Annotated in this window: 17 protein-coding genes and 1 riboswitch; of the genes, 11 read left to right on the top strand and 6 right to left on the bottom strand. The window is 37.4% G+C overall.

The features are described 5' to 3' along the window. The first annotated feature begins 126 nt into the window (after positions 1-126). Entirely contained in the window at positions 127-1,011 is an 885-nt protein-coding gene (locus DM800_RS09490) for a LysR family transcriptional regulator (RefSeq protein ID WP_147786770.1), read from the top strand. A gap of 55 nt (positions 1,012-1,066) precedes the next feature. On the opposite strand, the gene DM800_RS09485 is transcribed toward DM800_RS09490, so the two are convergent. Next, the gene (locus DM800_RS09485; RefSeq protein WP_147786769.1) at positions 1,067-2,152 is read right to left on the bottom strand and encodes a transcriptional regulator; all 1,086 of its coding nucleotides are present in this window, start codon (positions 2,150-2,152) and stop codon (positions 1,067-1,069) included. 91 nt (positions 2,153-2,243) lie between these two features. Then, positions 2,244-2,393, bottom strand: a complete 150-nt coding sequence (locus tag DM800_RS29130) for a hypothetical protein (protein ID WP_000283173.1) — start codon at positions 2,391-2,393, stop codon at positions 2,244-2,246. Between the two features lie 254 nt (positions 2,394-2,647). Between DM800_RS29130 and cydA the strand changes: the two genes are divergently transcribed. The 3 genes from cydA (at position 2,648) to DM800_RS09470 (ending at position 6,732) form a co-directional block, all read left to right on the top strand. Further along, positions 2,648-4,003 carry a cytochrome ubiquinol oxidase subunit I gene (gene cydA, locus DM800_RS09480; protein WP_000381970.1) on the top strand — a complete coding sequence of 452 codons (1,356 nt, stop codon included), beginning with the start codon at positions 2,648-2,650 and terminating at the stop codon, positions 4,001-4,003. Beyond that, on the top strand, positions 3,996-5,021 hold the full coding sequence (locus tag DM800_RS09475; protein WP_000544164.1) for a cytochrome d ubiquinol oxidase subunit II: 1,026 nt from the start codon (positions 3,996-3,998) through the stop codon (positions 5,019-5,021). The genes cydA and DM800_RS09475 overlap by 8 nt, the downstream gene beginning before the upstream one ends. Before the next feature lie 352 nt (positions 5,022-5,373). Further along, positions 5,374-6,732: an arsenic transporter gene (locus DM800_RS09470; protein WP_075309733.1), complete on the top strand. Its 1,359-nt coding sequence runs from the start codon at positions 5,374-5,376 to the stop codon at positions 6,730-6,732. A gap of 251 nt (positions 6,733-6,983) precedes the next feature. On the opposite strand, the gene thiC is transcribed toward DM800_RS09470, so the two are convergent. After that, positions 6,984-8,744 carry a phosphomethylpyrimidine synthase ThiC gene (gene thiC, locus DM800_RS09465; protein ID WP_075309735.1) on the bottom strand — a complete coding sequence of 587 codons (1,761 nt, stop codon included), beginning with the start codon at positions 8,742-8,744 and terminating at the stop codon, positions 6,984-6,986. Positions 8,745-8,856: 112 nt separating this feature from the next. Further along, a riboswitch (TPP riboswitch) is annotated at positions 8,857-8,972 on the bottom strand. 71 nt (positions 8,973-9,043) lie between these two features. Continuing rightward, on the bottom strand, positions 9,044-10,699 hold the full coding sequence (lldP, locus tag DM800_RS09460; protein ID WP_147786768.1) for an L-lactate permease: 1,656 nt from the start codon (positions 10,697-10,699) through the stop codon (positions 9,044-9,046). A gap of 283 nt (positions 10,700-10,982) precedes the next feature. Between lldP and DM800_RS09455 the strand changes: the two genes are divergently transcribed. Then, positions 10,983-11,300, top strand: a complete 318-nt coding sequence (locus DM800_RS09455; RefSeq protein ID WP_001014097.1) for a magnetosome magnetite crystal formation protein family — start codon at positions 10,983-10,985, stop codon at positions 11,298-11,300. A gap of 117 nt (positions 11,301-11,417) precedes the next feature. On the opposite strand, the gene DM800_RS09450 is transcribed toward DM800_RS09455, so the two are convergent. Beyond that, a complete protein-coding gene (locus DM800_RS09450) occupies positions 11,418-11,909 on the bottom strand; it encodes a metal-binding protein (protein ID WP_147786767.1) in 492 nt (163 codons plus the stop codon). Positions 11,910-11,959: 50 nt separating this feature from the next. Continuing rightward, positions 11,960-12,325: a YkvA family protein gene (locus DM800_RS09445; protein ID WP_147786766.1), complete on the bottom strand. Its 366-nt coding sequence runs from the start codon at positions 12,323-12,325 to the stop codon at positions 11,960-11,962. Positions 12,326-12,871: 546 nt separating this feature from the next. Between DM800_RS09445 and DM800_RS09440 the strand changes: the two genes are divergently transcribed. The 6 genes from DM800_RS09440 to DM800_RS09415 all read left to right on the top strand — a co-directional run bounded on the left by DM800_RS09440 (position 12,872) and on the right by DM800_RS09415 (position 22,122). After that, positions 12,872-14,800 (top strand): LTA synthase family protein, encoded by a 1,929-nt coding sequence (locus DM800_RS09440; RefSeq protein WP_147786765.1) that lies wholly within the window; start codon positions 12,872-12,874, stop codon positions 14,798-14,800. A gap of 628 nt (positions 14,801-15,428) precedes the next feature. Then, a complete protein-coding gene (locus DM800_RS09435; RefSeq protein WP_061673549.1) occupies positions 15,429-16,313 on the top strand; it encodes a D-amino-acid transaminase in 885 nt (294 codons plus the stop codon). A gap of 209 nt (positions 16,314-16,522) precedes the next feature. Next, on the top strand, positions 16,523-18,250 hold the full coding sequence (locus DM800_RS09430) for a C40 family peptidase (protein ID WP_048566679.1): 1,728 nt from the start codon (positions 16,523-16,525) through the stop codon (positions 18,248-18,250). Positions 18,251-18,596: 346 nt separating this feature from the next. Next, positions 18,597-19,808, top strand: a complete 1,212-nt coding sequence (locus tag DM800_RS09425; RefSeq protein ID WP_001051033.1) for a NupC/NupG family nucleoside CNT transporter — start codon at positions 18,597-18,599, stop codon at positions 19,806-19,808. A gap of 260 nt (positions 19,809-20,068) precedes the next feature. Next, a complete protein-coding gene (locus DM800_RS09420; RefSeq protein ID WP_000794329.1) occupies positions 20,069-20,824 on the top strand; it encodes a GGDEF domain-containing protein in 756 nt (251 codons plus the stop codon). Continuing rightward, positions 20,821-22,122: a glycosyltransferase family 2 protein gene (locus DM800_RS09415; protein ID WP_000988744.1), complete on the top strand. Its 1,302-nt coding sequence runs from the start codon at positions 20,821-20,823 to the stop codon at positions 22,120-22,122. Before DM800_RS09420 ends, DM800_RS09415 begins: the two co-directional genes overlap by 4 nt. Positions 22,123-22,319: the final 197 nt, after the last annotated feature.

The following is a 22,319-nucleotide window of genomic DNA, read 5'->3' as shown; positions in this document are numbered from 1 at the left end:
TCCTTCTCCTAATTTAACACCATTACAATGGTTTAACAGATTTACTATACACGCCCATTTTCATACTGTATAATACATCTTTAATTATCAATTCATTCCTTTTGGTCTATAGAAAGGAGAGTCAAAATGGAACTTCTTCAACTAAAATACTTTCAGACAGTCGCACGATTAGAACATATGACAAAAGCCGCTGAAGAACTGCATATCGCACAGCCTTCGCTTAGCAAAACAATCGCTAGATTAGAAAAGGACTTAGGCGTCCTATTATTTGATCGCCAAGGTCGACAGATTACATTAAACTCTTTTGGAAAAGTATTTTTAAAACGCGTAGAGCGCATTTTTCATGAATTAAGTGAAGGCGAACGAGAAATTAAAGATTTAGCTGAATTACACCAAAGCTCTATTACACTAGCCGTTTCTATTCCGAGAATATTACCAGAACTACTCGGTTCTTTTTTACTAGAACATCCTAACGTTCGATTCCAACAATTTCTCGCATCTACTCCTTCTATGAAGCGACAACTAGATAATATAGAAATTGACTTTTGCATTTCTTCTGTGCCAATTGAAGGCGAGGAAATTATGTGGGAACCACTTATTACAGAAGAAATTTTCTTAGTTGTCCCTTCAGGTCATCGTTTATCAGGACGCGAAAATATCCATCTGCATGAAGTAAAAGACGAACCATTTATTAGTATGAACACTGGTTACGGATTTCGGCACTTAACGGATGAATTTTGTAAAGAAGCTGGCTTCACTCCACATATCGCTTTTGAAGTAGATGAACCAACCGTGATTAGCGACCTTATTAAGCAAGGTCTCGGCATCGCCTTTGTCCCAAGTTTAACTTTATTAAAAAACTCTACTTTAGCATTAAATAAGTTACGTATTATTGAACCCAATTGCGAGCGGACTATCGGATTGAGTTGGTCGAAGAAACGCTACTTATCAAAAACCGCTCAGCAATTCCGTAGATTCGTAATTGACTACTTCTCCAATATTAGAACGTAAAATTATATCGACTTAGTAAAAAATAAAAGGTGCTACCTTCAGAGGATAGCACCTTCTATTTCTTACTCTTCTCCAATTCCATTTCCGCTAAAAGCGGCAATACGTTATCGAAAATATGCGTATTATTATTTTCACCTGTTACGTATCCACCGTAATATCTACTAAATATATTGTCATTTCGGAATGTGGCCATATGATCATATAATTCCTTTGCAAACTTTGTATCACCTGTTTGTAGTACGTACAAGATCGTTAGTCCGTATGCGGCTGGTGATTCATAATTCACAGTTTGTTTTCCCGTTTCTAAATTGTAACGACCGTATAGCTTTCCATCCTCCTGGAACTTCTTCTTGATAAATTCCAAATAAGCAGCTGATGAAAGACCACCTAAACTTCGATGATATGCAACGTATGATTGGTCAATAAGATTTACTTCTTTATCGTACGTAAATGTACCATCTTCTTTATACTCTTTTGGGAATGCCCAGCCATGCCTTGGATACTCCGCTAAAAATTGAACGACTTCCTGATATTGCTGCGCAGAAACTTTGCCGTACTTTTTCATATACGAGAATGCGTGTGGATTTAAGTATGATGTCGTTGCAAAATTATTTTGTTTCCCTGCATCTGCATCATAATAATCAACGTAATAATTACCTTTCTTATTATAACGAATTACAGCGTCACTCAATTGATCTGCCAAGTTTTTATAACGCTCCTCCTTGTACATTTCATAAGCACGATATAATTGTTCTATAATACGAAGATCATCTATAAGTGCATTTGTAGCTGACTGCATTTCTCCCTTTTCAGAGATTTTCCATATAACAATATGATCCTTATGTACAAAGCTATTTTGAATAACCTTAACTTGTTCATCGAATAACGCTTGATCGTTTTTATCCAATGTATATTGTAGCCATAGTCCTGCTGATTCCGATAAAGCTTCACGGCCTTTCGCTTCACCCGTACCTGCCTTTGTATCCGCTAAACGATATGTGGCAAGCGTCCCATTTTCATTCACCATATGTCTTAAAATAAAATGTTCTGTACGGTTTCCTTGTATAGCTGACCAAAATACAATGCCACCTAAAGCGATTAAGAGAATAACTCCAATCCCTATATATAAACGTTTCCGCAATCTTTTCACCTCCCTAATAAGGCTAGCCTTAATTTTACCAGAACATACGTAAAATTAAAAAAGACAATCTATTAGATTGTCTCCCTTGCCTCTATCCCTCACAAGCCTCTTTAGAAGGTCTATATAGCGATGCCACAAGTCGATCATATTCACGACGCGTAATCTCTTTATTATACAGCTTCAATAATAAATCTCTATGCTCTTTTGAAAATGCCATCTTTTTAATGACTTCAGGATACATAAAACATCCTCTCCATTTCACATAAACTTCTTCACCTCGAAAAACAGAACTTATGTTCGCATAAAAGATTATAAAATATTCCTTACTAAAAAACAAACAAAATATTATTAAACATTAACTTCTTTCTATTTAGAATATTCAAACATTATATTACCATATCCACTTTTTAAATACATATATATTTTTGGTAGTTTTTCTGAATAAATCTTCCAATTCAATCAGAAAATAATGGCAAAAAGAAGAGGAGTTTACATATGGATACGGTAACATTAGCAAGAGCATTTTTTGGTTCTTCATTAGCATTCCACATTATCTTTGCAACACTTGGTGTCGGACTTTCATTAATGATTTTTATAAGTGAAATACTCTATCACTGGAAGAAAGATTCCGATTACGCCATTATGGCGAAAAGATGGACGAAGGCTTTTGCCATCCTTCTCGGTGTAGCAATTCCAACTGGAACAATTGTTGGTGTGCAAATCTCACTTCTTTGGCCTGGTTTTGCCAAAATTGTTGGGCAGGTTATTTCTGTTCCCTTTCAAATTGAGATTTTCGCCTTCTTTTTAGAGGCGTTGTTCATGTCTATTTATGTATATGCAGCTGACAAACTACCTCCATTCATGAGATTAATCTCGCTATTCTTCGTCATGATTGGTGCCACGGCATCTGCCGTGCTTATTACATCAGCAAATACATGGATGAATACACCCGCAGGCTTTTCAATGGGGCCAGATGGATCAGTTTTTAACGTTGATCCATGGAAAGCTTTCTTTAATCCGAGTTTTGGTACAAGCGCATTCCACGTTGTGATTACAGCCTATACAACTGGAGCTGCCGTCATTGCCTCTATCGCTGGATTTAAATTATTAAAGAAGAACTTAAGTAAACGTGAAATTGCTTATCATAAAAAGGGACTACTGTTAGGACTCGTCGTGACATTTATTACAGGTGCTACGATGTGGCTTTCGGGACACGAATCGGCGATTGCCTTACATAAGCATTCTCCTGAAAAACTTGCATCTGCCGAAGCTTTATTTGAAACGACATCACATGCACCGTTATCAATTGGCGGAGTTGTAGACCCTAACACACTTGAACTAAACTATGCACTAGAAATTCCGAACATGCTTAGCCTACTAGTGGGACTCGACCCTAGCACCGTCGTAAAAGGACTAAAGGAATTCCCACAAGAAACATGGCCACCATTTTACACACATACACTATTCAACTTAATGGTCGGCACGGCTGCCTTTACTTTTGCAGTTGCAGCAATCGCCCTCTTATATTGGTACTTTGTTTACCGAAAAAAAGGTGCAGAATTACCGAAGTGGCTTCTTTGGGGAGCTGCAGCATGTGGACCAATTATGATGCTCGGTATTGAATTCGGGTGGATTTTCAGCTGTAGTGGTCGTCAACCGTGGACCATTTATGGTATGCAACGGACAGTCGACGCTTCTACACGCGCTGATTTTGTCGGTCCTTTATTTATTCTATTCATCATTTTATATATTGGACTCGGCATTTTAACAGTTTTTGTACTACGGACATTCTTTAAGAAACATCCGCTTACAAATGATTTACATCACGAAGGAGGCGATTCTCGTGCATGAGGAAAGTATTGCAATCATCATCTTATGGGCTCTTATTTTCGTGTACAGTATATTAGGGTCCATCGATTTTGGAGCAGGTTTTTGGGGCATGGTATACGCAAAACATCCAACGCTTGCTGCCAAACTTGCCAATCGATACTTATCACCAACTTGGGAAGTAACAAATACATTTCTCGTTTTTGTCGTTGTCGCTTTTCTCGGTTTCTTTCCGAAAGCTGCTTTCACCCTTGCGACAGTGATGTTCGTGCCAGTTATGTTAATTTTAATACTCATTGCAATTCGCAGTACATTCATGGTATTTGCTTACTCTCTGCCAAAGTATCAATTCCTCCTTCGGGTGATTTCAGGTATTACTGGGCTCTTAATTCCAGCCTTATTAATTACTGTTTTACCCGTTACAGAGGGGGCTTATATTACAATCTCTGAAGGAAAAGAAGTACTCCTGTATGGAAAACTTCTTTCTAGCCCGGTTATCTACTGCTATATGCTCTTTGGGCTAACTTCGGAACTATTTCTCTCCTCTCTCTTTCTTGCTGATTTTGCGAGAGAGCAAGGTTCAGAAGATTCGTATAGAATTTATAGAAGAAACGCCATCATCCTTGGTCCTGCAACACTCGTTACGGCGATTATCGCCCTCGTTGTAATGGATCCGGAAACACACTGGCTTATGCAAGGACTAATAAAGCAATTCCCATGGTTTACAGTTTCTATCGTTTTATTCGTTATCGGATACTCTTCTCTTTGGTGGACAAACAAGAAGTACGGCACACTAGGATACCCTCGCATCGCCGTTTTAGCGGTCGTCGCTCAATATGCATTTGCAAGTTACGCTTACGGTGTCGCACATTTACCTTATATTATTTATCCTGATGTAACTGTATTTACAAGTTTTACAACGACAGAAACATTCTATGCATTGCTTATCCTATACGCAATTGGAATCGCAATTTTACTACCAGGATTTATTTTCTTCTGGAATTTATTCTTGAAGGATCGAACTTTTTTGAAGGAAAAATAATATATTCGGGGGAGTCTGTTCCAAAAGGCATTTTGGATGGGCTCCTTTTGTCATCTTTTGTCGATAAGTCGATATATTTTAAAAATCGCTGATATATTTTGAGTTGCGCCAATATATCTCCATAATCGCCCATATAAATTTCATTTACTATCTTACTGCCCCCCTAATTTATAGACTCCTCTCACAATAGTTATTTCACTATTCGTGACACTTGTCCTTTCGCTTGAAAAACACATATTCACTTTATTCCATTATATGTCTAGTTCTTCCTATTTTTCGCTGAATATACTACTAATACAAACCTTGAGACAAGCTACATTGGTTTAAGGAAAAGTAGAAAGGTAGGTAAAATATGAGCATTGAAATATGGATTACTATTATTGTATTCTTCTTAACGATGATTGTTATCTTTTGGCGACCCCGTGGCTTAAATGAGGCTTGGCCGGCAGCAATTGGCGCTGGCATTATCTTGATTACTGGACTTGTATCAAGACCAGACGTCATAGATATTATTAGTAAAATTGGCGGTGCCTCTATAACAATATTAGCGACCATCGTTATGGCGGTTATATTAGAAAGCTTCGGCTTCTTCCACTGGTCCGCAGCGAAACTTGCAAATTTAGCAAAAGGATCTGGTCGCCGTCTATACTGGTATATTCAATTATTATGTTTTCTTATGACTCTTTTATTTAATAACGACGGTAGTATTTTAATTACAACTCCAATTTTAATTCTTCTTCTAAAAAACCTTCAATTAAAACCACATCAACAAATTCCTTATTTATTAAGTGGTGCTTTAATCGCTACTGCATCTAGTGCACCAATTGGTGTAAGTAATATCGTAAACTTAATCGCATTAAATATCGTTAATATGACTCTTTACATGCATACTGCTATGATGTTTGTACCTGCAACACTAGGTTTATTATTTATGTCATGGCTCATGTATACAGTGTTAAAGAAAAAACTTCCGAAAAAATTACCTGTTTCTTCTTATGACATTGAAGAGATTTTCTTCACAAAAAACTTCCATCCACTTAAAGGAACAAATTCTGTTAATACGAAGCAAAAACGTACAAAATTCATGTTAAAAGTATTAGGTTTCGTCTTTCTTATGCGCTGTCTTCTATTCGTTGCATCCTTCTTATCGATTCCAATCGAAATTGTTGCCGTACTCGGTTCACTCGTTCTTCTCATCTGGAGATGGTACTACTTACGAACAAACCCTGTCGACATTTTGAGAAAGACACCGTGGCACATTTTAATTTTCGCATTCTCTATGTATGTAATTATTTACGGGCTTCACAACGCAGGATTAACAACGGCGCTTGTAAATTGGCTTGAACCAGTTGTAAGTCAACATCTACTCTATGCTAGCTTTGCAATGGGCGGACTCGTTTCTCTCCTCTCTAACGTCTTCAATAACCATCCTGCACTTATGATTGGTACAATCACATTAACAGAAATGGGACTAGACCCAGTCACATTAAAAACTATCTACCTGGCAAACATTATTGGTAGTGACATCGGTTCACTATTATTACCAATCGGTACGTTAGCTTCCCTTATTTGGATGTATATCCTGAAACAAAACAAAATTAAAGTAAAATGGAAAGACTATTTAAGTGTATCTCTTATCGTTATTCCTCTCACAACAGTCGTCACATTATTCCTCTTATACTACTGGGTACACCTCTTCTTCGCCTTATAAAGTGAAACTTTAATCAGTGGGGGTTTTCTTCATCCCCCACTGATTATTAGTTGAACCAATCGGACTTTTATGGGCAGTTGATCCCCCCTAAATTCTTTGCTTTCACTGAATTTTGAGGTGGGGGTCTTACTGCCCATTAAAGTGGGATAAACAACAGAAGCCCCCTTTGCTACCGTCTTAGCAAAGGGGGCTTCTTCTATATTTAAGTTAGGTACTACAGTGTGATCAATCAAGTAAAGAGGTGTAACGTATTATTGGTATAATTGACTACCAGTGTCTTTAAATTCTTTCGCTTTCTCTTTCATCCCTTTTTCAATTGCTTCTGTCGTTTCTAAATCATTGTCTTTCGCATATTCACGAATATCATGTGAAATTCTCATACTACAAAACTTCGGTCCACACATTGAACAGAAATGAGCCGTTTTCGCGCCTTCTGCTGGCAATGTTTCATCGTGATATTCCATCGCACGTTCAGGGTCTAAAGATAAATTAAATTGATCGCGCCAACGGAATTCAAAGCGAGCTTTTGAAAGTGCATCATCACGCTGATGAGCCGTTTTGTGCCCTTTCGCAAGATCAGCTGCATGTGCAGCAATTTTGTACGTAATAACCCCCGTGCGAACATCATCTTTATTCGGTAAACCTAAATGTTCTTTCGGTGTTACATAACAAAGCATCGCCGTGCCAAACCAGCCAATCATCGCCGCTCCAATTGCCGATGTAATATGGTCATAACCTGGTGCAATATCTGTTGTTAACGGCCCAAGTGTATAGAACGGCGCGCCCTGACAAATATCAAGCTCTTTCTCCATATTCTCTTTAATTAAATGCATCGGTACATGCCCAGGTCCTTCAATCATCACTTGCACATCATGTTTCCAAGCAATCTTCGTTAATTCACCAAGTGTTTCAAGCTCAGAAAACTGTGCTTCGTCATTTGCATCTGCAATCGAACCTGGACGTAATCCATCTCCAAGAGAGAACGAAACGTCGTACTGCTTCATAATTTCACATATCTCTTCAAAATGAGTGTATAAGAAGTTTTCTTTATGATGGAATAAACACCACTGTGCCATAATTGAACCACCACGCGAAACGATACCTGTCGTACGCTTTGCAGTAATCGGAATGTAACGAAGTAATACGCCCGCGTGAATCGTAAAGTAATCCACACCTTGCTCCGCCTGCTCAATTAACGTATCACGATACACTTCCCACGTTAAATCTTCTGCAATTCCATTTACTTTTTCCAGCGCTTGATAAATCGGTACAGTTCCAACTGGTACAGGCGCGTTACGAATAATCCACTCACGCGTCGTATGAATATTTTTACCTGTAGATAAATCCATAATCGTATCCGCACCCCAACGCGTTGCCCACGTCATCTTCTCTACTTCTTCTGCAATTGAAGAAGATACAGCAGAGTTTCCGATATTTGCATTGACCTTCACGTGAAAGTTACGGCCGATAATCATCGGTTCTGCTTCCGGATGGTTAATATTCGCTGGTAAAATGGCACGACCTTCCGCGATTTCCTTACGAACAAACTCAGGCTCTACTCCTTCACGAATCGCAACATATTCCATCTCAGATGTAATGATGCCATTACGCGCATAATGCATTTGCGTAACGTTTGCCCCTTGCTTCGCTCTAAGCGGCTGGCGATCCATTTGCGGAAAAACAGGTGTATGTTTCGAAGCCACTTTCACACCGTCATCCTCTGGTTTCACTTCGCGCCCTTCGTATGCTTCTACATCTCCGCGCTCCAGGATCCAAGAGTGGCGCGGCGCCTGCAACCCCTTTTCCAGCTCCACTTTATGCGCAGGATCTGTATAAGGACCGCTCGTATCATATACACGAATTGGCGGATTCGGAATACCATTCGTTTCGCTTTGTTCAATCTCGCGCATCGGCACTTTCATACCCGCGCGTGGTCCATCAACATAAACTTTCTTACTTCCTGGTAAACTCGATTTCAATTCAATTTGCTCAGATGAAACAGACTGTTTCATAACCTTTGTTGCCTCCCTGTACGTGACAAGGACGAGATATGGCCAGCGTATGCCAAAATAAAAAGAGCCAGGTCCATAAAAAAATAAGGACCTGGCTCATAAAGACATCATTATGTAAAGCCGTTAACTTCCCTACGCTGGTACGAGCCAGATCAGGTCCAAAGGGTTAAGAAGTTCACACGCTTCTCTCTCAGCCTACGCATACGTTAGGCACCCCTAGTTTATCACTGATTTAATTTTCAATACTTTCCCATCATACACGATAATCTGAAAAATGCAAAGTTTATTTCTTTTGTTGTTTATGGAATCATCCACGTTAAATAATATGCCTGTACATACGTCATAATACCAACAATAATTACGAAGAATAAACTATGCTTCACTGTAAAGCGGAATAAATCTGATTCTTTTCCAGCAAGTCCAACTGCCGCACAAGCAATCGCAATCGATTGCGGAGAAATCATTTTTCCTGTTACACCGCCCGTTGTATTTGCTGCAACGAGAAGTACTTCAGATACACCGACTTGCTGCGCTGTAATCGCTTGTAAATTCGAGAACAGTGCATTCGCTGACGTATCGGATCCTGTTAAAAATACACCGATCCACCCTAGGAATGGTGAGAAGAACGGGAATAGTCCGCCAGTTCCTGCAAGTGCTAATGCTAATGTAGAAGATAGACCAGAATAGTTTGCGATAAACGCGAATCCTAATACGAATCCGATAGATAGAATTGGCATCTTAAGCTCATGTAACGTTTCTTTAAATGTTACTACTGCATCTTTTGCACTCATTTTCAAAATAAAGATAGAAATGATACAAGCAATTAAAATTGCTGTTCCCGTCGCTGATAAAATATCTAATTTCAGGATTGCTTCATAAGGCGTCGGTTTATTTACAATTGGCTCTGCTTTCATTACTAAATTGTGTAAGCCTGGAACTTCAAACTTAAGCACAAGGCTTTCCAATGCGCCACCTGGAGCAAATAACGCTTTAAAGAAACTTTGGCTCCAAATGACTACCATCACAGTTAAAATAATGAATGGAGACCATGCTTTTACGACTTTTCCTACCGTTAGTTTCGGCATAGATATCGCTGTTGCTGCTACTTCACTATTTGCTTCTTTAGACTGATAGATTTCTTTCGGCTGCCAAACTTTTAAGAATAGCGATAAACTCACTAAACTTACAAGTGCTGACGTAATATCCGGAAGTTCTGGCCCTAAGAACGTCGCTGTAATGAACTGCGTAATTGCAAATGAGCTACCTGCTACAAATAGAGCCGGCCATGTTTGTCTTACTCCTTTAAATCCATCCATTAAAAATACGATAAAGAACGGAACAAATAATGATAAGAACGGTAATTGATGCCCAGCCATTTGTCCAATTTTATGCGGATCAATACCTGTTACTTGTCCAGCAACTGTAATCGGAATTCCCATCGCTCCGAACGCTACTGGTGCCGTATTTGCGATTAAACACAGACCCGCTGCATATAAAGGATTTAACCCAAGACCTGCAAGAAGCGCTGCGGTAATCGCTACTGGTGCACCAAATCCTGCTGCCCCTTCCAAAAATGCTCCAAATGAAAAACCGATTAAAATAACGAGTAAACGATGGTCATTCGTAATGGATAATACAGATGCACGAATCACATCGAATTGACCTGTTTTCACAGATATTTTATATAAAAATACCGACATAATGATAATCCAAGCAATTGGCCATAGTCCGTATAAGAAACCATATCCCGTCGCTGCCATCGCCATCGTGAACGGCATCTTATAAGCGAATAACGCAACTAAAATTGTAAGTACGACTGTAATTAATCCTGCCACATACCCCTTCATGCGGAAAACTGCTAAAGCTAAGAAAAAAAAGATAATCGGAATAAGTGCGACCGCTGCCGAAATCCAAATGTTTCCGAACGGATCATAAACTTGTGTCCATGTGTTCATTGTTCTCTCCCCCTAAAGAATCCCCTTTTAAATAGAATAACCTCATCAATAGACTATCAGGTCATCATACCTTTAAGCCTAAAATAAAAAAACGCCTGAGAAAACGTTTTCATTAATTCTACCATAACAATTTTCATTTAAAAAGATTTTTTTGAAAATTTTATTATTTAACAGGAAATCTTACAAAATCGTCACGTTCCTGTAATGTTCATCGATAGAAAGCTTGCCAAAACTATTGCATAATAATAGTATAACAACAGACATTATTCATGAGGTGATATATATGAATGGAAACAAAATATTAGCTGCTTTATCATACTTTAGTGTACTATTTGCCCCTATCTTATTCCCTATTATCGTTTGGATTGTAGGCGATGCTGAAACAAAACCACATGCAAAACGTGCTCTATGGACACACATTATTCCAAGTATCGCTACATTCATCGGCGTAACTATTCTAGGAATTATGGGTATCGGATCTGACCAGCCAGATGTAACACTTGGAATTGGAGCAATGATTGTCTTATGTATTTGCGGAATTATTAGCTTATACTACTTCATTTGGAACATCGTAAAAGGTATTAAAGTGCTGAAAGCTTAAGTTTAAACAAACGTTTGATTAAAACAGCACGCATCATAATAAATGAAATTTTATCGGCAATACGACAATCTTTTAATAAGAAAAAACCGTCCCAAAATACCTTTTGGGACGGTTTTTTTATCTTCTGCGTTTCTTCTTTTTTCTCATCATCTTCTTGCGGCGCGTATTCACTTTATCCGCTATAATGTGAAGCGTGCTTGCCACAACAATTCCCATTACGAACGTTGTAATTTCAACCTCATGTTCCTTCGCAATTTCTATTAAATTCCCATCAAGCGCGATTACATTTAATAGGAATAAAAACGGGGAAAACACAATTAACATGTATGCAATACGAATCACATCACCAAGTATAATTGTATGTGTAAAGAAGGAGCGGTGCGGCATTACCTTCTTATAAGGATACCAAAATATACGTAGGAATCCCCATTTATTATAGGCATTACTATACGTATCTAAATCTGGCGTTAAAAATGTAGTACCTACTAAAAAACCAATTGCAAAAGTTAATAAAAAATCCAAATTCGTTAATCCATACGAAAAGAGCATAAACAAAACAACCGGAAGGGATATTAAGTTTATTTTCGTATGCGTTCTTCCTGATGGCATAATGCACTTCCTCGCTTACGTTCGCCCTGTCACCATATGACAGTTCTCACCTATTGATCTAATTTCTGATCGATAAAGGATGTGTCTATATCCGAACCAAACCATTCTGCCAACTTCACTCGTGCCTTATCTTTCACATCTTCATTGACGTATATTGACGCTTGTAATAGCGCAGCCAGTAACGCCCCTAAATCATCCGTATAACCAATTCCAGCAACGAAATCCGGAATCGCATCAATCGGTGCAATAAAATAAGCAAGTGCTCCAATTACAATAATTTTCACTCGTTTTGGAACATCCGGTTTCTGTAAAACGTAAAACAATAATAAACTAGCATAAATGACCGACTGCCCTGCTTGCTTTGCAACATGTTTTACTTTCTTCCAAAACGCTTCAACTGAAAATTTTTGTTCCATGTGAAAGCCTCCCTATTTTTTTAAAGAAATAAGCTACAATATGTTATCAGTAAAAGTTCATCAAAATTACACATAATCTATCAATGAACTTTCATTGTAACAAATAAACTAAAAAAGAACAAGTGTTCGTTAATTTTTACGTACTTCCCTTCATATAATAGGTTTCTAGATAACCACTTACCCATCGTCATTTCTTATTTCTCAACAAAGAAAATTTTCACTTTCACTTAACATTCTGCTCTACCTTTGTTATATTTTCTAGTTGACGGACATATAAACGAATGTTAAAGTTTTCTCTGGTAGTGACAAATCTCATACAAAAAATGTAAAATGTTATAGTGTTTCTCAGAAATGAATTTTGTTGTATAATACAGAAATGACGTTATGCTTATGAGCAACACAAGAAACCAAAAGGGTATGCATAGTTATAGTCGTATATGGGTGAATATAGAACCTCTAATTATGGCCAAGAAAACTATGTATTTTTTATTTTAGCATTTTTCGCTCCAAAATCGACCAAGCCTGATAGAGAAAGGGTGGAAATGAATGAAAGAAACCTTGAAATCACAATTTCACAATGTGCGTTTCACTGTATTCGTAGCTTTAGCTTTATGGCTGAAGACATACCTAATTACACGCACAAGCTTCGATTTAAAACTTGAATCTTTCATGCAAGAATTCATTTTATTCCTTAGCCCATTAGCAGCATCATTACTGCTTGTTGGTCTTGCATTATTTGCAAAAGGGAAAAAACGTAACTATATAGCACTTGGAATTAATTTTGTTTTAACAATCGTTCTTGTTGGTAACGTAATGTTCTACGGATTCTACAATGACTTCGTTACTTTACCAGTACTAGGACAAACATCTAACTTTGGAAGTTTAGGTTCTAGTGTGAAAGAATTGTTTAACTACAAAATTATCCTTGCATTTGCTGATATTATTGTATTCTTCATTTTATTGAAGAAGATGAAGAATTTTGCACCGACAGAACGTGTAGCACGCCCAATGCGTTCCCTATACTTCGTGTCAACAGTTGCTATTTTCTTCGCAAACTTAGGACTTGCAGAAGCTGAGCGTCCTGAACTATTAACACGTTCATTCGACCGCGTTATGCTTGTTAAAAACTTAGGTTTATATGTACACCAAGTGTATGATCTTGGCTTACAAGCAAAATCAAGTTCACAAAAAGCTTTTGCTGATGGTAGTAAATTACAGGAAACAGAGAACTACGTAAAAACAACGCAAAGCAAACCAGATCCAAATATGTTTGGTACGGCAAAAGGGAAAAACGTAATTGTTGTCTCTCTTGAGTCATTACAAACATTCTTAATTGGTGCAACAGTTAACGGACAAGAAGTTACACCATTCTTAAACCAATTTACGAAAGAAAGTTATTACTTTGATAACTTCTTCCATCAAACTGGGCAAGGAAAAACATCTGATGCTGAATTCTTAGTAGATACTTCAATGTATCCACTAGACCGTGGTGCTGTATTCTTCACACACGGTAATAACGAATATACAGCAACTCCAGAAATTTTACGTGAGCAAGGATACCATACATCAGTATTCCACGCGAACAACGCAACATTCTGGAACCGTAACATTATGTATCCGGCACTTGGTTATGATCGTTACTACAACGAGCTTGACTACAAGATTACGCCAGAAACGAAATTGAATTGGGGATTAAAAGATATCGAATACTTCGATCAATCTATCGATATGTTAAAAGAAGTGAAGCAACCGTTCTATACTCGCTTCCTTACTTTAACAAACCATTACCCATTCACTTATGATGACAGCACGAAATTAATCGATGAATACAATTCTGGTGATGGCGTATTTGATCGTTACATGGTAACTGCTCGCTATTTAGACGAAGCAATGAAACACTTTATTGAACGTCTAAAAGCAGAAGGTATTTACGACAACTCAGTTATCGTATTCTACGGTGATCACTACGGTATTTCTGAAAACCATAACCGTGCAATGGCACAGTTCTTAGGAAAAGAAGAAATCACTGCATTTGACCATATGAACTTACAAAAAACACCGATGTTTATTCACGTTCCAGGTCAAAAAGAAGGTAAAACAATTTCAAAACCAACTGGTGAAATTGACATTAAACCAACAATTCTAAACTTACTTGGTGTAGATTCTACGAATCAAGTTCAATTTGGTCATGATGTATTCTCACCTGATAATAAAGGATTCGTTGTTCTTCGTGACGGTAGCTTCATTACAGATAAGTACATGTACACGAACAGTACATTCTACGACCGTACTACTAGCGAAGTTGTACAATTACCAAAAGAAGAATCTCAACCACTCATTGATCGTGCCCAAAATGAATTGAACATGTCTGACAAAATCATTGAAGGTGACTTACTTCGCTTCTCTGAAAGTAATAAGACCAAAACTGGTGAAGTAAAGACAGCTATTAAAGAAGAAAAGAAGAGCGCTGAGTAATCTCAGCCTCTTTTTTTTATATTTCTCCATACAATCACTTATATTCATTAACTTTAACATTACATAACCTTTACCAAATATTCACATAGGATTAATGAAACATCCCTATAATAAAATATGTAAGCGAGGTTCTATATATTTCTTATCTCTCATCTGTAATAAGATCCCTTAAAGAAATATGTGAATCGTTTATTTCTACTTTCTTATAATTGTCTTTCAACATGTTTTGTTTCCATACACAAAACATTCAATAAGACGATGTCCCTATGAAAGATAGCTACCCTCCTTGTGCAGCATTCCATAAGAATGTTGCTTTTTTTTATTCAAAAGCAGGATTCTTATTTCTCATTTTCGAATTTGTATATACAAAATGCTGTAAAAGTGAAACTTTAATCAGCCCTCACCAATCGGGCATTTACGGGCCGTAATTCGCCGACTTCACTTCTTTGCTCCAGCCGAATTTTTAGCAGGAGTTTTACTGCCCACAAATAGCGGGGTAAATCACTACTACTTCTCTACCATTTACAAATACATATACGTCATATGTAAAGAAGTACTCACATAGAAATTACTATAGTGATTTTTATTCCGAATGAAAGCTTCACTTTACTTATGCACTTACGAAAGGATGGGACGGAAATTGGCATATGAAAGATTTGTACTATGGAATGATGCAGTTATTGATACAACAAAACATCGCGCGTACATAGAACTTGAAGAAAGAGGCTTGCAGTTTGGAGATGGTGTCTACGAAGTTATTCGCCTATATAAAGGAAACTTTCACTTATTAGATCCGCATATCACAAGATTATATCGCTCCATGGAAGAAATAGAATTATCACTCCCTTTCTCAAAAGCAGAACTTATTATCCTACTTTACAAACTAATTGAAAATAATAATTTCTACGAAGATGGAACGATTTATTTACAAGTATCTCGTGGTGTACAAGCTCGTACCCACACATTCTCATATGACGTCCCTCCTACAATCTATGCCTATATTACGAAGAAAGAAAGACCAGCGTTATGGATTGAATATGGTGTACGTGCTATATCAGAACCAGATACGCGCTGGCTACGCTGTGATATCAAATCATTAAATTTATTACCCAATGTATTAGCCGCTACGAAAGCTGAACGTAAAGGTTGTAAAGAGGCTCTTTTCGTACGAAATGGTACTGTAACTGAGGGAAGCTATTCTAATTTCTTTCTCATAAAAAACGGAACTCTCTACACACATCCAGCCAATCACCTTATTTTAAATGGCATCATTCGTCAGTATGTCCTTTCTTTAGCGAAAACCCTTCGCATTCCGGTAAAAGAAGAACTGTTTAGCATTCGCGATGTTTATCAAGCGGATGAATGTTTCTTTACAGGAACGACGATTGAAATTTTGCCGATGACTCACCTTGATGGAACTGCCATCCAAGATGGTCAAGTTGGCCCTATCACAAAAATGTTGCAAAGATCCTTTTCTCAAAGCTTGTTACAATCCAATATGTCATCTTCTTAAACACGAATAATTTCTAACCTTTCTACATTCAATATATGCATTTAAATGGAAATCAAGGTGTAATTTATGCCTTGATTTTTTCTTGTAATCTTTTTGTCATATTCAGATTCCCGCATAAGTCTTGACAGTAATCGACATGCTCTTTAGAATTTTTAACAGTTGGTAAATATTTCTTAACTACATTACAGACAGAAAGGAATCGACAAATTATGAAAAAATACCTTGCCGGTCTTGCGGCAGTGTCTGTAGCAGGAGGAGCAGCACCTACACTTGATAGTGTTCAAGCTGCCCCTGAACAAAATACACAAAAAGCTGCTACAACTGTCCAAGCTTCTGCATCAAACAGCTCATCTTATACGGTAAACGCTAGCGTATTACATGTTCGTGCAGGATCAAGTACTTCTCACGACATCATCTCTCGCGTTTATAACGGTCAATCACTAAACGTGATTGGCGAAGAAAATGGTTGGTTCAAAATTAACATTAATGGAAAAACAGGCTTTGTTAGCGGTGAATTTGTATCAAAAAATGGTGCAAGCAATTCCAATGTAAGTACAACAGGTGGAAACAATAAAGTTACTGCTGATGTATTACGTGTACGTACCGCTCCTAACACTTCTAGTTCTGTTTCAGGACGTGTATATGAAGGACAAGCATTAAACGTAATTGGTCAAGAAAATGGTTGGGTGAAAATCAACCATAATGGACAAGTTGGCTATGTAAGTGGCGAATTCGTATCTGGTGTTTCTTCTAATGCAGGTTCTTCAAACAACAATACGAATAATAACAACCAAGAATCTGTAAAACCAGCAAGCGGAAACTATACAGTAAATGTATCTTCCCTTCGTGTTCGTACAGGTCCTAGCACTTCTCACACAACTGTAGGTTCTGTTACAAAAGGACAAGTCGTACAAGTTGTTGGCGAAGTTCAAGATTGGTTCAAAATCAATTACGCTGGACAAGCTGCTTACGTAAGCAAAGACTACGTAACAAAAGGCGGTTCTAGCGACAACGTTACACAAGGTAACAAACAAGAACAAAATAATAATGTCACCGTTCAAACTGGTGGTACTTACGTTGTTAACGCAACATCTCTACGCGTTCGTACAGGCCCTGCTGCTTACCATAGTGTAATTGGTGGCGTGTTAAATGGGACTACATTAAACGTAGTTGGATCTGAAAACGGTTGGTTTAAAGTAAACTATCAAGGAAAAACAGGTTTCGTTAGTAGCGAGTTTGTAAAATTCGTTAAAGGTGGCACTGCTACTCCTGAACAGCCAAAACAACCTGATCAAGGTGCAATTGGCAACTACTACATTAATGCTTCTGCCTTAAACGTACGTAGCGGCGAAGGTACAAATTATAGAATCATAGGGGCACTTCCACAAGGACAGAAGGTTCAAGTAATCTCTGAAAACTCTGGATGGAGCAAAATTAACTACAACGGTCAAACTGGTTACATCGGAACACGTTACCTTTCTAAAACACCAGTTGGTGGCGCAGTAGATAATAAGCCTAACAACAACCAAAATAACAATAATAACAATAACAATAACAATACAGGTAATAATAGCGGCGACAGTTCTTCCATACTTGCATATGCAAAAGGAATGCAAGGCGTACCGTACGTTTGGGGCGGTACTTCTGCTACTGGTGTTGACTGCAGTGGTTACATCTACCACGTATTTAAGAAATTTGGTCATAACATTAGTCGTCAAAGTGTTGCAGGATATTGGAGTAGCCTACCACAAACTTCAAGTCCACAACCAGGTGACTTAATTTATTTCAAAGATACTTATAAAGCAGGTCCTTCTCATATGGGTATTTACCTTGGAGGCGGATCATTTATCCAAGCCGGAGATAAAGGTGTAGCAATCGCTTCATTAAGTAACTCTTATTGGAAGAGCCATTTCTTAGGATACACGAAAGCACCTTAAGTTATATTTTTAGAGCCTTCTAGATTACTAGAAGGCTCTTTTTAATATATGTCACCTATATCCCCGAAAAAATAATGTATCTATTTCCCTATTTCATACACTATATTCTACAAAAACACTCCATAACGTTATCATAATGTATATTTTTACATAAAAAACATAACCTATTTCATGTTTAATCATTTTATATGTGTTTTTTTAAAGAATTTTCTTTTTATTTAAACTTTTCGTTAGACGTTTGACCTCCGATGTCCATTATGATAAGTTACTTAAGATGTTATATTCGTAAACGTATAGACAACTGGTTTATACACTTTTTTTACTATGAGGAAGGAGCATACACTGCATGAATCTTTTATGGGGAATTGGCGGCGTGATTGGAGTATTAGCAATTGCTTTCTTACTATCTTCCAACCGCAAAGCTATTAATTGGCGCACAATTTTAATCGCGCTAGCATTACAAATGTCATTTTCATTTATCGTATTACGATGGGATGCCGGAAAAGCAGGTTTAAAATACGCTGCAGATGGCGTTCAAGGATTAATTAATTTTTCTTACGAGGGAATTAAGTTCGTTGCTGGGGATTTAGTCAACGCAAAAGGCCCTTGGGGATTTGTTTTCTTCATTCAAGCACTACTTCCAATCGTATTTATTAGTTCATTAGTTGCAATCTTATATCATTTCGGTATTATGCAGAGATTTGTTAGTGTCGTTGGTGGCGCATTAAGTAAACTTCTTGGAACTTCTAAAGCAGAAAGTTTAAACTCAGTAACAACTGTATTTTTAGGACAAACTGAAGCTCCAATCTTAATTAAACCTTACTTAGCACGTTTAACAAATAGTGAATTCTTCACTATTATGGTAAGCGGTATGACAGCTGTTGCCGGATCAGTTCTTGTCGGCTATGCAGCAATGGGTATTCCGTTAGAACACTTATTAGCAGCGGCAATTATGGCAGCTCCATCAAGTTTATTAATTGCGAAATTAATTATGCCAGAAACAGAAAAAGTAGATAATAACGTTGAACTTTCTACAGAACGTGAAGATGCAAACGTTATTGACGCAGCGGCACGTGGTGCATCTGAAGGTATGCAACTTGTTATTAACGTAGCAGCAATGTTAATGGCTTTCATCGCATTAATCGCTTTATTAAATGGCTTATTAGGATGGGTTGGTTCTTGGTTCGATATTAAACTGAGCCTTGATTTAATCTTCGGCTACTTACTATCACCATTTGCAATCTTAATCGGTGTTTCTCCTGGTGAAGCTATACAAGCAGCAAGCTTTATCGGTCAAAAACTTGCAATCAACGAATTCGTTGCATACGCAAACTTAGGACCACACATGGCAGAGTTCTCTGCAAAAACAAATTTAATTTTAACATTCGCAATCTGTGGATTCGCAAACTTCTCTTCTATCGCAATTCAATTAGGTGTAACAGGAACGTTAGCTCCTACTCGCCGTAAACAAATTGCACAGTTAGGGATTAAAGCAGTTATCGCTGGTACATTAGCAAACTTCTTAAATGCAGCAGTTGCAGGTATGATGTTCCTATAAAATGACGCAAAGTCTCCTCTTTCTAAAGAGGGGGCTTTTTATTATATGTTGTATATTTTTTTGGCATATATTAAATACTTTATGCTTAAATATAAGAACATTATGATACAATAATTAGTAAGTCTGTTTATTTTTTCTTGCAAAAGAGAGATACTACTTGTTGTTGCTCTCCAAAATAACCTAGTCATCCGGTCTATTTCTTAATAATTGCGCATACTACAAGTATCCTTGCATGAATTACCTTTAAGGAGGAAAGTTTTGTGAAAAATAACTTCTATAAAGTCCTCTCTATGTGGATTTTACAAATTTTATTTTATTTTACAACTGTACATGTAACGCAATATGAGCATGCTCTCATTTTTACAATTATATATGTAATTGTTAATGTACTATTTCTATTATTAACTGATAAAACCGCATTTGTTCTTTTTATATTAGGAACCATTACTTCGGTATTCTATCTGTTCTACCAAGCATGGCTTTACTTATGGAGTACATCAGAACAATGGGAATACATTATTACTCACTTCCTAATGGCAGCAAACTTCTTCATCGTATATATCTCCACTCATTTATTAAAGAAGGTTATTCATGAAAATAAAGAATTAACCGAACGTGTGAGAATATTAGAACAATACATTGGAGAATCAAAATTATTAACAAGACAAGAATTCGAAAGACGACAAGCATTATTAATCACTGCAATGAATCGTCGTAATGAAACAGGTGTTATTATTTACTTTGATTTCAATTCCTTTAGTAAATATACAAAGGAAAGTGTTATGAACCGTGTAGCTTCATTATTAGTTGAAACGATAAGAGATGACTTTGATCTTGCTGCTGAATACGATAATAATAAGCTAGTTATTTTATTACAAAACACAAATGAAGCCGGTGCTGACATTGTAATGAACCGTCTAAAGCCAAAAATGGAGCAATGGCTTGCTGCTGAAGCGATCCAAGATATACAAATTTCACGCGAGCAAATTGGGAACAAAGGAAAGACGTTATTATGATGACACTCGTTATACTGCTTTTATTCCTTCTGTTTTGCGTACTCGTTTTTTGGATTAGTATCACATTTTCGATTAAGTATATACTTATCTTTACAGCCTTTCTATTCTCTGCCTTACTTGTTTACTATTCTTTCTTAACACTCGCAGGTTTAGTTCACCGAAATAGTAAACGAAAAGATCGTACGCTAGAACATTATCCAAGCGTCGACATTTTAATACCAGCCCACAATGAAGGGGTCGTTATTAAAGATACTTTAGAGGCGATGGCAAAGATTGAATATCCAGGTAAACTAACTGTTTATTTATTAAACGATAACTCTCAAGATGAGACACCTGAAATTGGTGACGATTTTGACAAAGCTTATGCTCATATTCGTCACATTCGTGTTCCGGCGGGTGAACCAAAAGGGAAATCGCGTGTATTAAACTATGGTCTTAGTATTTCAGATGGTGAATACTTCTGTGTGTATGATGCAGATAACCAGCCTGAACCACATGCACTGCGAATGCTTGTAGAACACGCTGAAACAACCGAGGATGCTGTTGGAGCTGTTGGTCACGTTCGTACTGTAAATGAAAACAGAAACTGGCTAACACGAATGATTTCATTAGAATTTCAAATCTTCCAGCTCCTTATGCAATCAGGACGCTGGTTACTATTCCAAACAGGTTCACTAACAGGAACAAATATGCTTCTTCGTCGCTCTGCATTAGAAGAACTTGGCGGTTATGATCCGTATGCAATTGCAGAAGACGCTGAATTAACATTACGAATTACACAAAAAGGCTATCTCTTACCAATCGTTCCAGAATCAATTACATGGGAACAAGAACCTGAGCATTTAAAAATCCTTATTAAGCAGCGTACACGTTGGCTCCAAGGGAACTTGTACATTTTAGAAAAAATGTTTTCTTCCTTAAGTTTCTTTAAAGGAAAACTTCTCGTCCATTCCTTACAACAAGTTTTAGTGTATGTTGTATTTTGGCTATTCTTAATCATCTCGAACGTTTGGTTTGTAATTGGGTTACTCGGGATATTCCAAATTCAATATAGCATTCCGCTACTATTTATGTGGTATGTCGCATATATTACATATGTTTCTCAATTATTCAGTGCCCAGAGTGTGGAACGAACCTTTACACCAACTAATATTTTTATTAGTGTTATCATGTACTTTACGTACGCACAGCTCTTTACGTACTTATTCATTCGCAGCTTAATTTTATACTTACGTGCAAAGAGCAAGAAACAAGTCATTGGCTGGGATAAAACAGTTCGATTCAAAAAAGAAAAGTAAAACTTTAATCAGTGGGAGTTCTCCCACTGATTTTTATTTTGTAAATAAAAATCAGCACAGAGCGCCGTATGCTCTGTGCTGATTTATTGCCGTATAAATTATATATATCAGACAATACCCCTTAGCTGAAAGTAATTTCACGTCCATCCCCCAACGAACGATCGACCTTCATTTATATACGAAAAAGTGATTGCTAT

The organism is Bacillus sp. AY18-3, from assembly GCF_008042305.1.
In the GTDB taxonomy this organism is placed as follows: domain Bacteria; phylum Bacillota; class Bacilli; order Bacillales; family Bacillaceae_G; genus Bacillus_A; species Bacillus_A wiedmannii.
Note: the sequence above shows the minus strand (reverse complement) of the source record. Positions and strands in the feature narration are given on the sequence as shown.

What these genes read in the sequence shown, in the direction of transcription:
- DM800_RS09425 (WP_001051033.1), top strand. Translation starts at nt 18,597, where the DNA reads ATGAATCTTTTATGGGGAATTGGCGGCGTGATTGGAGTATTAGCAATT.
- DM800_RS09415 (WP_000988744.1), top strand. Translation starts at nt 20,821, where the DNA reads ATGATGACACTCGTTATACTGCTTTTATTCCTTCTGTTTTGCGTACTC.
- DM800_RS29130 (WP_000283173.1), bottom strand. Translation starts at nt 2,393, where the DNA reads ATGTATCCTGAAGTCATTAAAAAGATGGCATTTTCAAAAGAGCATAGA.
- DM800_RS09435 (WP_061673549.1), top strand. Translation starts at nt 15,429, where the DNA reads ATGGGACGGAAATTGGCATATGAAAGATTTGTACTATGGAATGATGCA.
- DM800_RS09490 (WP_147786770.1), top strand. Translation starts at nt 127, where the DNA reads ATGGAACTTCTTCAACTAAAATACTTTCAGACAGTCGCACGATTAGAA.
- DM800_RS09445 (WP_147786766.1), bottom strand. Translation starts at nt 12,325, where the DNA reads ATGGAACAAAAATTTTCAGTTGAAGCGTTTTGGAAGAAAGTAAAACAT.
- DM800_RS09470 (WP_075309733.1), top strand. Translation starts at nt 5,374, where the DNA reads ATGAGCATTGAAATATGGATTACTATTATTGTATTCTTCTTAACGATG.
- DM800_RS09440 (WP_147786765.1), top strand. Translation starts at nt 12,872, where the DNA reads ATGAAAGAAACCTTGAAATCACAATTTCACAATGTGCGTTTCACTGTA.
- cydA (WP_000381970.1), top strand. Translation starts at nt 2,648, where the DNA reads ATGGATACGGTAACATTAGCAAGAGCATTTTTTGGTTCTTCATTAGCA.
- lldP (WP_147786768.1), bottom strand. Translation starts at nt 10,699, where the DNA reads ATGAACACATGGACACAAGTTTATGATCCGTTCGGAAACATTTGGATT.
- DM800_RS09450 (WP_147786767.1), bottom strand. Translation starts at nt 11,909, where the DNA reads ATGCCATCAGGAAGAACGCATACGAAAATAAACTTAATATCCCTTCCG.
- DM800_RS09455 (WP_001014097.1), top strand. Translation starts at nt 10,983, where the DNA reads ATGAATGGAAACAAAATATTAGCTGCTTTATCATACTTTAGTGTACTA.
- thiC (WP_075309735.1), bottom strand. Translation starts at nt 8,744, where the DNA reads ATGAAACAGTCTGTTTCATCTGAGCAAATTGAATTGAAATCGAGTTTA.
- DM800_RS09430 (WP_048566679.1), top strand. Translation starts at nt 16,523, where the DNA reads ATGAAAAAATACCTTGCCGGTCTTGCGGCAGTGTCTGTAGCAGGAGGA.